This window comes from Microbulbifer pacificus (assembly GCF_002959965.1).
GTDB lineage: Bacteria > Pseudomonadota > Gammaproteobacteria > Pseudomonadales > Cellvibrionaceae > Microbulbifer > Microbulbifer pacificus_A.
In genome coordinates, this window is sequence record NZ_PREV01000027.1 from 135449 (window position 1) to 147573 (window position 12125).

12 protein-coding genes are annotated in these 12125 nt (G+C 57.5%); all 12 read left to right on the forward strand.

Going from position 1 to position 12125, the window contains the following annotated elements:
- The first annotated feature begins 14 nt into the window (after positions 1 to 14).
- Complete coding sequence (moaC, locus tag C3938_RS11480) at positions 15 to 506, forward strand: cyclic pyranopterin monophosphate synthase MoaC (protein ID WP_105103445.1); 492 nt, start codon at positions 15 to 17, stop codon at positions 504 to 506.
- A complete protein-coding gene (gene moaD / locus C3938_RS11485; protein ID WP_105103446.1) occupies positions 503 to 751 on the forward strand; it encodes a molybdopterin converting factor subunit 1 in 249 nt (82 codons plus the stop codon). The genes moaC and moaD overlap by 4 nt, the downstream gene beginning before the upstream one ends.
- A gap of 1 nt (position 752) precedes the next feature.
- Positions 753 to 1274: a molybdenum cofactor biosynthesis protein MoaE gene (locus C3938_RS11490; protein WP_105103447.1), complete on the forward strand. Its 522-nt coding sequence runs from the start codon at positions 753 to 755 to the stop codon at positions 1272 to 1274.
- Positions 1275 to 1660: 386 nt separating this feature from the next.
- A complete protein-coding gene (locus tag C3938_RS11495; protein ID WP_105103448.1) occupies positions 1661 to 2170 on the forward strand; it encodes a hypothetical protein in 510 nt (169 codons plus the stop codon).
- Positions 2171 to 2172: 2 nt separating this feature from the next.
- Positions 2173 to 4254, forward strand: coding sequence for a tetratricopeptide repeat protein (locus C3938_RS11500; RefSeq protein ID WP_105103449.1), 2082 nt, complete (start codon positions 2173 to 2175; stop codon positions 4252 to 4254).
- A complete protein-coding gene (locus C3938_RS11505; RefSeq protein WP_105103450.1) occupies positions 4247 to 7501 on the forward strand; it encodes a tetratricopeptide repeat protein in 3255 nt (1084 codons plus the stop codon). Before C3938_RS11500 ends, C3938_RS11505 begins: the two co-directional genes overlap by 8 nt.
- The gene (locus C3938_RS11510; protein WP_233998846.1) at positions 7501 to 8085 is read left to right on the forward strand and encodes a tetratricopeptide repeat protein; all 585 of its coding nucleotides are present in this window, start codon (positions 7501 to 7503) and stop codon (positions 8083 to 8085) included. The genes C3938_RS11505 and C3938_RS11510 overlap by 1 nt, the downstream gene beginning before the upstream one ends.
- Entirely contained in the window at positions 8085 to 8393 is a 309-nt protein-coding gene (locus tag C3938_RS11515) for a hypothetical protein (RefSeq protein ID WP_105103451.1), read from the forward strand. Before C3938_RS11510 ends, C3938_RS11515 begins: the two co-directional genes overlap by 1 nt.
- A gap of 261 nt (positions 8394 to 8654) precedes the next feature.
- The gene (locus tag C3938_RS11520; protein WP_105104486.1) at positions 8655 to 9428 is read left to right on the forward strand and encodes a MotA/TolQ/ExbB proton channel family protein; all 774 of its coding nucleotides are present in this window, start codon (positions 8655 to 8657) and stop codon (positions 9426 to 9428) included.
- Positions 9428 to 10024 (forward strand): ExbD/TolR family protein, encoded by a 597-nt coding sequence (locus C3938_RS11525; RefSeq protein ID WP_105103452.1) that lies wholly within the window; start codon positions 9428 to 9430, stop codon positions 10022 to 10024. Before C3938_RS11520 ends, C3938_RS11525 begins: the two co-directional genes overlap by 1 nt.
- Positions 10021 to 10596, forward strand: a complete 576-nt coding sequence (locus C3938_RS11530) for an ExbD/TolR family protein (RefSeq protein WP_233998847.1) — start codon at positions 10021 to 10023, stop codon at positions 10594 to 10596. Before C3938_RS11525 ends, C3938_RS11530 begins: the two co-directional genes overlap by 4 nt.
- A 9-nt stretch (positions 10597 to 10605) precedes the next feature.
- Positions 10606 to 11985, forward strand: coding sequence for an AgmX/PglI C-terminal domain-containing protein (locus C3938_RS11535; protein ID WP_105103454.1), 1380 nt, complete (start codon positions 10606 to 10608; stop codon positions 11983 to 11985).
- Positions 11986 to 12125 lie beyond the last annotated feature (140 nt).

Below are 12125 nucleotides of genomic sequence, written 5' to 3' on the forward strand. Positions count from 1 at the left end.
TCAAGGCTGTAAAAATGACCCTCACACACCTCAATCAGAAAGGCGAAGCCAGCATGGTCGATGTCACTGACAAAGACATCACCGACCGTTCCGCGCGCGCCCAATCCGCCGTCGCCATGTCTTCTGAAGCCTTCGCGCAACTCAAAGCCGGCAACAATAAAAAAGGTGATGTACTCGCCACTGCCCGTATTGCAGGAATTCAGGCCGCCAAGAAGACCGCCGACCTTATACCTCTGTGCCATCCACTGGCGCTCACCAAAGTGCAGGTGGATTTCGAATTGGATGAGGCGGCCAATACCGTGAATATTTCCAGCTTTTGCCGCCTAGCTGGCCGCACCGGAGTGGAAATGGAAGCGCTCACCGCTGCCAGCGTGGCCGCGCTCACCATTTACGACATGTGTAAAGCGGCCGACCCCGCCATGGTGATCGGACCCACCAGGCTACAGGAAAAGACCGGCGGCAAACGCGGCCACTGGATGCCGGAAAAGCCGGAGGAACGCTCGTGATCAGGGTACTGTTTTTCGCCAGCCTGAGAGAGCAACTCGGTTGCGATACCCTGGAGCTGGACGCGGTGGGTATAGGCAGTATCGCTGAACTGCGCAGAAGGCTCGCGGAGAAAGACGGCTCATGGAAGGCTGCGCTCGCCAGCGAGCAGCTACAGGTAGCCCTGAACCAACAGCTCTCAAGCATGCAGGCCGCCATCAAAGACGGCGACGAAGTTGCCTTCTTCCCACCGGTTACAGGAGGCTGACGTGGCTGCCGAGATTTTCATATCCGTGCAGGCGGAAGGTTTCGATCCGGGTACGGAATACCATCGCCTGCGCAGTGAAAACTGCGCGGATGGCGCCACCGCCATGTTTGTGGGTAATGTGCGGGATTTCTCCCCGATAGCCCCCGACGATGCCCCGGCAGGGTCTGAAGTGTCCCCGGCGGATTCCGTAGGGCGTAGAGCCGTTGCCGTGCTCGAGCTGGAGCACTATCCGGGCATGGCCGAATCGGCGCTTACGGACATCGCGCGTCAGGCCGCCGCGCGCTGGCCGCTGGGGCGGGTACGGGTGATCCATCGCTTCGGCCAGTTGAGTGCCGGAGAAGAAATCGTATTTGTGGGAGCAACCTCGGCCCACCGCCAGGCCGCGCTGGATGCCTGCGCCTTCATCATGGACTTTCTCAAACGTCGCGCGCCCTTCTGGAAAAAGGAAATCGGCGAGGGCGCCAAGGAGGGCAGTTGGGTCGAAGCTCGCCACAGTGATGAAGACGCGCTGAAAAAATGGTGAAGTACATTCACGCTGGCGAGAACTTCTTAAGTAAGTACTCGCTTTGCCGTTAATCCTCGTATTGTGTGAAACGCTCGCATTTTATCGGTGTGAAATTTGACCTGGTTCCGTGGTAACGATGGAAACTGTGATCCTGTGCACAATGGTGCTTTGCGCAAGGGTCGTGAAACCTGTCACATAATCGAGCTTTTTTCTCTTGTCCTTTGAATTTTAAGAAAAAATTCTTATCCAACTCTCTGCGCGAGTTTTGAAGCGCCTCACATATCCCCCCGCCCGGCTTGCCATACAATCGCCCCGCTAAGTACTCGTATTCGACGTTGGTCGGATGAATTCGATCGGATTTTTCGATCAATAAAAAAAGGGTTGGGGTTCGAGGTAAAAGGGATATGTACAGAATTCTGATGGCAACCGTTCTGCTGATGCTGGCGGTAGTGACCAATGCGCAAGAGGTCAGTCGGGAAGAAATCCGTGGCCTTGATGAGCAGATCCAGGACGTAAAAGAAGATGTGATCGGTCTCACATCTGAGCTCAACCGCCTGGAAGAAAAGCTGCTGTTCCCCTCCAATACCCAGGTGGCTCTGTTTGTCTCGCTTCCCGATAGCAAGGAATTCAGCCTGGAATCCGTCGAAGTAAAACTCGACAACCAGATCGTCGCCCACCATCTCTACACCTATCGTGAAATCGAAGCTCTGCAGCAGGGTGGGGTGCAGCGCATTCACACTGCCAACGTGCAGACCGGCGCGCATCCACTGGAAGTGACCTATTTCGGCAAGTCCAAGTCCGGCAAGGAGTACCGCGCGACGGCCAGCTACAGCGTTGAGAAAGCGGTGGGCCCGAAATTCGTTGAGATTCAGATTGCCGGCAATCAGTCCGCTATCAACTTCAAGGACTGGTAAGCATGATTTCCCGTCTGGCCAGTGCGATTGCCGGGGCAGCGCTGACTGCGCTGTGCGCCGTGCCCGCGCAGGCCAAAGCTCCCGGCGAGTCTGATCCGAGCGCGTTGCAGACCCAAACGCTGCGCGATCTGTTTTTCGGTGAAGCGCTATTCGATGCGTATCAGGACAATTATTTTGATGCGATTACCGGGTTGGACACGGAACTCAAACAGGTTCGCCTGTTGGATGATCCCGAGCTGGACCCCTTTAGTCTGCATTTTGGCCAGGCGGAATTCGCGGTGGGGGATCTCGAGCTCTCCTACCGTATGCACCGGGAAGCCGGTCGCGCCATGGAGCAGGTGCTGAATGGCAATGTGCCGCAACCCATCAAGAACGAAGCCGCCTACCGTCTGGCGAAAATTCACTACCACAAGCAGCAGTTTGCCAATGCTCTGCACGCTCTGGAACTGATCCAGGGGCGAGTGCCCGAGCGTGTACGCTCGGAAGAGCAATTCCTGCGCGCGCGGGTGTATATGCAACTGGGGCGCTTTGAGGAAGCGGTGATTCTGCTGAAGGACCTGAAGGGCGAAAAATCCCTGTCTGGCTTCGTGGAATACAATCTGGGTATCGCGTTGCTGAAAGCGGGCGAAACCGAAAAAGGGGTGCTGGAGCTGGACGGCCTCGGTCGCAATGCCGGCAGTGGCGATGCCATGAGCGCATTGCAGGATAAAACCAACCTGCTGCTCGGCTACCAGCTGATGGAAGCCAAAGAGTACGAGCGTGCGCGCACCTATTTTGATCGCGTGCAGCTCTCCGGCCCCTTCTCCAATCAGGCGCTGCTGGGTGCCGGCTGGGTGGAGGCCAACGCGGGCCGCTTCGATCGCGCGCTGGTACCCTGGCAATTGCTCACCCAGCGTCAGTCCACCAATGCGGCCGTGCAGGAGGCTATGCTTGCGGTGCCCTATGCGTATGGCAAATTGGATGTGCACAGCACCGCAGCGGTGAATTACGGCCAGGCACTGGACCTGTTCGGGGACCAGGTAGACGTACTCACCCAATCCATTCGCAGCATCCGTGAGGGTAAGTTGCTTGAGGCGCTGCGCCGCAAGGAGGCCAGCCAGGTAAAAAACTGGGTGGTGGAGCTGCGCAAACTGCCGGGCGCGCCAGAAACCCATTACCTGCTGGACCTGATGGCGTCCAACGACTATCAGGAATTTTTGCGCAATTATCAGGATCTGAATGACCTGCTGGAGCGTAATAAAGACTGGCTGCAGAGTCTGGATGCGTTTGAAGAAATCATCGCGTTGCGCCGAGGCTACTACGAGCCGATCCTGCCGGGGCTGGATGTACAGTTTCGCCAGGTTGACGCCCGTATCAAGATGCGCCTGGAGCAGCGTCAGCATTTGGCGGCGCGTATTGAAAATCTGCTGGTCAATCGTCGCCCGGAATTACTGGCCAAAAGTGATGAAACCGAGTCCCGTCTGATTCTGCAGCAGATCCGTGAAATCCTTGCCTACAACCCCACCCTTAACAGTGAGGAAACGGACGCGCGTATCCGGCGTCTCGAAGGGGTACTCAAGTTTCGCTTGTCTCGCGAGTTTGATACACGCCTGACCGAAGCCTACAAACACCTGCAGGAACTGGACACGGTAATCGCCACGTTACAGGAAACCTATCAGCGCTACGTGCGCACCCGCCAGGCGGCAACGCACAGCTACGAAGGGTATACCGACCAGATCACAAGCCTCCGTGCTGGTCTCAATCGCGCTCAGGATCGCATCGAGCAGTTGATGGCACGTCAGGGGCGCATGTTGGAGCAGCTGGCGATCAACGAACTGGATCAGCGTCGCGCGCAGCTGGAGAGCTATCAGATCAAGGCCCGCTTTGCCCTGGCCGACAGTTACGATCGCGCTAACGAATTGCAGGAACAGCGCGCAGATCAGCGCAAAGTCGAGGAGTATGAGCAGCGGATGGAGCAGCTGAAGCAGGCTGAGCCCGTGGCCAATCCCGATGGGGAACCGCTGCCCACTGACAATCCCCCAGAACTTGACGCACAAGAGCCGGAAGCGCCCGCTCGGGAAGCGGAGGCCGCCGGTGATGAATAAAAAGCAGCTCTCCGCGGCGATTAATACATTTGGTCTGGCAACCGCCGCGTCCGTGGCACTGTTGTTGGGGGCCTGTGCCAGTAACAGCGGAAAGACCATCGGCAGTCTGCAGAAAGTCGATATTAAGATCCAGGAAACCCATATTGATGGCAGTCTGGAAAAGGCGCTCGCCAGTTACCAGAAATATTTGCAGGAAACACCGGAAACTGCGCTCACGCCAGAGGCCATCCGCCGTATTGCCGACCTGAAGATCAAGCAGGCGCACCGCGCGGAAGAGGGTATTCTGCCGAGCAGTACCGAAACCCGTATCCTGTCTGAAGAAGATGTTGTCGCGGCGAACCGGCTCGCGAACAAAAAGACCGTGGCGGCGCGAGCCGAACTGGACGCGCCGGAAGTGGCCGGTGTTGCCTCCAGTGCAACTGCCTCCGAGATCGCACTGGACAGCGTTGCCAATATAAACGGTGAAAGCCAGTCCGATTTCGAGTCCCGCGCCAGTGGCACCGTGGACCTGAGCGGATTAGAGGGGGGATCGGAGGTTGCCGTGCCGGGTGACAACGCGGATGCGTTGCTCGCCGCGAATGCCCGCGAGGCTATTGCCCTGTACAAAAAGTTGCTGGTGCAGTATCCGCTGTACGAGCGCAATGACCAGGTCATGTACCAGCTCTCCCGCGCCTATGAGGAAACCGGTGAAATCGAGGAGGCCGTCGGTATCCTGCGTCAGTTGGTTGCCAAGTATCCGGCGTCCCGCCATCTGGACGAAGCCTATTTCCGCTTGGGGGAATACTATTTCACCCGCAAGAAATACCTCGATGCGGAGGAGTCCTACGGCCGTGTGATCGACATGGGAGAGATGTCGAGTTTCTATGAGCTTGCCATGTACAAGCGCGGCTGGGCCCTGTTCAAGCAGGATATGTACGAGATGGCGCTCGACGATTTTGTGCGTATGCTCGACTACAAAGTGGCCCAGGGCTACGACTTCGAACAGCAGAGCAACGAGACCGAGCGCAAGCATATCGAGGATACTTTCCGCGTTATCAGTCTGAGCTTCTCCTATCTCGGCGGTGCGGAATCCATTGTGGATTTCTTCACTCGCAAGGGCGCGCGGGATTACGAGTCCTATGTGTACAGCCACCTAGGTGAGTACTACCTCGACAAGCGGCGCTACCAGGATGCGGCGGAATCCTACAACGCTTTTGTGGAGCGCAACCCGCTGCACAAGGTGGCTCCGGACTTTTCCATCCGTGTGATCGAGATCTACCAGAAGGGTGGCTTCCCTCGTCTGGTGCTGGATGCGAAAAAAACGTTTGCCAATACCTATGCGCTGGATGCGCAGTACTGGACCGTATTTGACATTCAGGAGTACACCACCGTGGTGGAATTCCTGCAAACCAACCTGATCGACCTGGCCAGTCACTATCACGCCGCTTACCAGAACGTGAAAGCGAAGGATCAGGACTTTGCCAGGAAACGTAGCGAAAACTACGCAGAGGCCATCCACTGGTACCGCCGCTACCTCGCGTCCTTTGCGGACAAACCCAAGGCGCCGGAAATCAACTACCAGCTCGCCGGCCTGATGCTGGAGAACAGGGACTTCCTCAATGCGGCGGTGGAATACGAGCGCACGGCGTATCACTACACCGGCCACACGGAGAACCCTCTCTCCCAGAACAGCAAGGCCAGCGAAGCGGGTTACGCCGCCGTGTTCGCCTATCGCGAACACCTGAAAAACGATCTCGCCGACGGTGGCATCGCGCAGAAGGCCGCCGTACAGAAGGAGATCATCCGCTCGTCCCTCACCTTTGCGGAAACCTTTCCGCAGCATGAAAAGGCCCCTCAGATTCTGCTGGGTGCGGTAGACGATCTGTACAAGCTGAAAAGTTTCCCGGAGGCCATCCAGAACGGCCGCCTGTTGCTGGAAACATTCCCCGCAGCGGATCAGGAAATCCGCCGGTCCGCCTGGCTGCTGGTGGCTCACGCATCGTTTGATACCGAGCTTTACACCGATGCCGAAGCGGGGTACCGCCAGGCACTGAACCTGACTGCGACCGACGCCAAAGACCGCACAGAACTGGTGGACAACCTGGCTGCGGCCATTTACCAGCAGGGCGACCAGGCGCGCAAAGCCGAAGACCACCTGACTGCCGCGGAGCATTTCCTGCGTATTCGCAACGCCGCACCGGGGGCCAGTATTCTGGCTACCGCCGAGTACGACGCCGCCGCCTCCCTGATCCAACTGGAAAACTGGACCCGTGCCGCGGACGTATTGAAGGCGTTTCGCAACAACCATCCGCAACACGAGTTACAGAAAGAAGTCACCAAGAAGCTCGCGGTGGTCTACCAGGAAAGCGGGCAGCTGCTGCTGGCCGCGGCTGAATTCGAGCGCATCGAGCGCGAATCCGAAGACGAAGATGTGCGCCGTGAAGCGCTCACCCAGGCCGCAGACCTGTACAGTGCAGCGAAGAGCTACGACAAGGCACTGGCGGCCCTCAACCGCTACGTCAAACTCTTCCCGCGCCCCATGGAGCCCGCGCTGGAAACCCGGCAGAAAATTGCCGACATTTACCTCAACAGCGGCAACAAAAAGGCCTACTTCAATACACTCGACGACATGGTGCGCCTCGAAGCGCGCGGTGGCAGCGAGCGCAATGATCGTACCCGCTATCTCGCCGGCAACGCCGCACTCAAGCTGGCGGAACCCAAATTCGAGTCCTTCGCGGAAATCGCGCTGGTTGCTCCGCTGGAGCAGAACCTCAACACCAAGCGCGCCCGCATGAAAGCCGCCACCAGCGCTTTTACCGATCTGATCGATTACCAGGTAGCCGACGTCACCGCCGCGGCGACCTTCTATCTCGGCGAAATCTACCTGCATTTCAGTCGTGCCCTGAAGGACTCCGAGCGCCCCACCAACCTCGACGCGATGGAGCTTGAGGATTACGAACTGGCTCTGGAAGAACAGATCTACCCGTTCGAAGAGCGCGCCATCTCCGTGCACGAGAAAAATATCGAACTGATGACTGCGGGTATCTACAACAGCTGGGTTGCAAAAAGTATCGACCAGCTCGCCGGCCTCGTGCCCGCGCGGTACGAGCGCATCGAAGATGCGGGAAATGTCGTAATGACCATTGTTCCGGTGCCCCAGGCTGAAGAGACATCAGCCACCGACGTTCAATCGGATCCTGAGCAGACACAAGAAAGCGCTTCGCCGGCTGTCATCGCCGAAAACACCACCGAGGAGGAGCAGGGCTAATGTTATTCGCACATCTCCCGCGCCTTGCCTTCTGTATGCTGGTCCTGTTGCTGAGTGCCTGCGCCAGCGGACCGCAAACCTCCAGCCGCCCGGTTGACCCGATGAACGTCAGCGTTTCAGGTAGCGTCAATCGCGACTTCCTGCAAGCGGTGGAATTGCTGCAAGGCGAGCGCTATCCCGAAGCCATCGAACTACTGCAGAGCGTCGTCGAGCGCGAACAGCGCCTGTCCGCCCCCTACGTCAACCTCGGTATCGCCCACTATCGGACCGGCGATGAAAAGCATGCGGAGGAGTCCTTCCTCCAGGCACTGCGTGCCGCCCCGCTGGACCCGGTGGCCAGTAACGAACTCGCCGTACTCTACCGCCGTCAGGGTCGCTTTGATGAAGCCAGAAAAACCTACACCGAGTCGCTACAGCTGCACCCGGAAAACCTGCCGCTCATCAAAAATCTCGGCATCCTTTGCGACCTGTATCTCCAGGATGTGAATTGTGCACTCGCACAATTCGAGCAGTACCTGAAGTATCGACCTGAAGATTCCAAAGTCGCCATCTGGGTAACCGACCTCAAGCGGAGAGCCAACTGATGAAAAACACAGCGCAGACCATTGTCGTCGTTTTCCTGCTGCTCACCGTGGCTTCGGTAAATGCACAGGACGAACAGAAAGAAGGCGAAGCAAAAGTCGACAAAGAGGTAAAGGAGCTTTCCGGTATCTCCATCATCGGCAACAAAGAGGCTCCCAAATCTCTATACATTGTGCCGTGGAAGAGTTCGGAAGTGGGTGTAGAAAGCGGCCTCAATTCCAGCCTGCTGGACCCGAGATTGCAACCACTGGATAAAGAAGTGTTTTCAAGAGAGCTGGAGTTCTACCAGCTCAGCCTGACGGACGAGTAACGCCAACAGGCTTACGAAGTAATTTAGTTCGAATTGAAGGCGGGGTGCCGGAGGAGAGTTTTCAAAAGCGTCGGCAACAGGGAAGTTGCCGACGCAGCGTACAGGGATGTATTCACAGCGGTTTTGAAAACTCTCCCCTGGTGGTCCGCCGCCACCGGGCTCCAATCAGAGCTCAAACAAACTCAACAACGAAGCACAGAAACCAAAGGTAAAGCGGAACCAAACCGCGGACCCGAGAAAGAAAACCAAGAGGGGCAAATGATGGATTTCTTGAACAGCGTAGTCGCGTTTTTCCAGACGGGTGGTGCATTCATGTACCCCATTCTGGTGGTATTCGCACTCGGCACCGCGGTAGCGATTGAGCGCTATATTCGCCTTGTCTACGAACGTCACACCAACCGCACAACCTGGGAGAAGCTCCAGCCGGTACTCAACACCGGCGACTTTGACCGCGCACGCAATCTCGTCAAGAACGACAACACTGGCGTAGGCCGACTGCTCGCCATGGGTCTCGAACGTCAGGGCGCCGTACGCCGTCGCGAAGACATCGAAATCGCCATGGAAGAAAGCATCATGGAGACCATTCCACAGCTGGAAAAACGCACTCCCTACGTCGCGCTCGGCTCCAACATCGCCACATTGCTCGGCCTCCTCGGCACCATCATGGGCCTCATCGAAGCCTTCACCGCCGTAGCCAACGCCAACCCCGCGGAAAAAGCCGACCTGCTCTCCGCCAGTATCTCCGTGGCCATGAACACCACCGCGTTCGGTTTGATGGTCGGTATTGCACTGCTCATCGTGCACGCACTGCTTAACTCCCTGACCGGCCAGATTGTCGACAGCCTCGAAATGGTCTCCGTCAAGGCATTGAATATCATGTCCTCCGGCACCCGCCGCCGCAGCGAAGTCACCGCGGAAGAAAAGGCACCGGAAAAAGCGGTCAACCGTGACATCGAACAAACCCAGAAGGCACAGCAGAAAGCCGCCGCGACGGAAGCGGGTGCTGATAAAAATTCCAAACCGGAATCCGCGTAATGAGAAACAGGCGTCACAGCAGATCCAAAGAAGCGCCGGAGCTGGACATCACCGCCTTCCTCAATCTGATGGTGGTGCTGGTGCCCTTCCTGCTGGTTTCCGCGGTGTTCTCCCGGGTCACCATTCTGGAACTCAATATGCCCGCCGGTGCCGGTGGCGGTGCGGATGACCCCGGCGTAACGCTGGAAGTGGTGGTGCGTAAAGACGTACTGGAAATCAGCGACGGCAGCAAAGTGGTCGCGCGCTTCCCCAATCTGAACCTGGGAGAAGCCGGGGCAAGTGAAGGGGAAGGCGAACCGACGGAAACACCCGTCGACGAACACGGTATGCCCATCGTTCCGCCGACGGAAGAGGTGTACGACCTTGCACAGCTGCGCGAACAACTGATCCGCATCAAGCAGACGTATCCGGAAAAGACCGATTCCACACTACTGATGGAGCCGGAAGTCGCCTATGAACATCTTGTGGGTGTCATGGATACCGTGCGCAGTGCGCAGGTTATGCCCAAGCTGGAAGAGGGCGCCGTACCTGACCCGGATGCAAAACCTGAAACAATGGAACTCTTTCCCGATATTTCCCTGGGAGACGCGCCGTGAAACGTGAAAGCAGACGCATGAAGCGCATGGCGCGCAGCCGTAAGCGCAAAACACCCGGCATGAACCTTACATCGCTGATGGACGTGTTCACGATTCTGGTGTTCTTCCTGCTTACCAACAGTTCCAGCAACGAAGCCATTGAAGCGCCCAAGGTTATAACCCTGCCGGATTCGGTAGTGGAATCCAAACCGCGGGAAACCGTCACCCTGATGGTCACCCACGATGAAGTACTGATCGAAGCCAAGCCGGTGATGACCACCGAGGAACTGTTCCAAAGTGAAGAACTGGTGATCGAGGCCATTCAGCAGGCAATGATCCAGGAAGTAGGCAAGGCGATGACCATGGCAGGCACCGAATTGGAAGAGGCCAAGGCCAAGCTGGCAGAGCGCGCCGCCGCCGGTGAAGATGTCGCCGCCGAAGCCGCGGAACTGCTGGCGGAGCCGCCGGAAGTGAATATCCTCGCGGACCGCGGTGTGCCATTCAGCGTGCTGAAAAAAGTCATGTCCAGCTGCACCAATGCCGGATACACGCGTATTTCCCTGGCGGTCATTCAAAAAGCATCTCAGAGTTAGTGAGCGTTTGTGAATAATTTTCATCAGCAAAAACAGGCACTGACAGCGAAGCAGGAAGCGGTTCGCCAGCAGCTGGCCACGCTCGAAAGTGAGTGTGCCCAGTTAGACGGCAAACTGGATGCGCTGCGCCGCGATGAAGCCAAGCACCAGCTGCTGGACGAGATTTCCGATCGCCTCGGCAAGCTCGAGGAGGCGGGTGCCGGGGATTTGTTCTGGGCGGAGCACTACAAACAGGATGCTTCCAAGGCACTGATTCATCGCCTGCAGAAAACCGTCAGCATCTACCATGCCAATCTGAACCTGTTGCACGAGCGCAAGCGTAAGCTGCAGGACCAGATGGAAGACTGCCGTGATGACCTGTTCGACCTGGATGCGGAATTTCGCGAGATTCGCCAAGCGGAAGAGGACGTCCATTACGAGTATGAGGTCACGCGTGAGTTGGGCGACTCCGCTTTCCGCAACGCGATCATGCCGTGGAACACCAATGGTGAAGATGAACGCCGCTTCCGCATCAGTCTGCTCGCGTGTTTGCTGTTAGCGTTCTTCCTCGGTTTCGGTATCCATGTTTGGAAGCTGCCCGAACCCGATGAAAACGAAGTTGTAGAGGTGCCCGAGCGATTGGCCAAGCTGGTGCTCGAGAAGAAGACCAAGCCCAAGCCTCCACCGGAGCAGGTGGTGAAGAAGCCGGACGAGAAAAAGCCGGAACCTGAGAAGCCGAAGCAGGAAGTGGCGAAGGAGGAACCCAAGCCATCCAATGTTGAGAAGAAACAGGTCAGCAAAAAAGTGGAGCGCGCCGGTGTGCTGGCGTTCAAAGATAACTTCCAGGATCTCATCCAGGATGATCTCGACAAGCGCCTCGGCCAGCAAACCCAGCTCAGTACCACTGGCAAGCAGGAGAGTCGCAGTCAGCGCTCACTGATCACTGCCGCCGCGAAATCCGGTTCCGACGGTATCAATACCGCCGCGCTCAGCCGCAATGCCGGTGGTGTCGGTACGGCACTGGACGGCGTAAGTTTCTCGCGCGTGTCCAGCGGTATCGGCACCGAGGGCGACTTCGCCGGCGAAGACCGGCCGCTCAGCGATGGCGTGGGCCCGTCCCGTACCGACGAGGAAATCCAGATCGTCTTCGACCGTTACAAATCGGCGCTGTATCGGATCTACAACCGTGAACTGCGCAACAACCCGGCACTGCAGGGCAAAATGGTGCTGCGAATCACCATCCTGCCGGATGGTTCCGTATCCGTGGCCAAGGTTGAGAGCAGCGATATGGATTCGCCGGCACTCAACGCGCAGATCGTGGCGAGGGTGAAGCGGTTCAACTTCGGTGAAAAGGCCGGCGTGCCGACCATCACCATCCTCTATCCGATCGACTTCCTCCCGGCGGCCTGACCCGGAAAGCGGAGTTTCAGCTCCGTACGGAAGGCTCGTCCTTCGCAATGCGAAGGGCGAGCCTGTGCATTTCAGAAAGTTCACAAATTACCTGAGCTTTACCTGAGAACTGTTTGGCAAACGTAGAAAAAGTTCCTCCC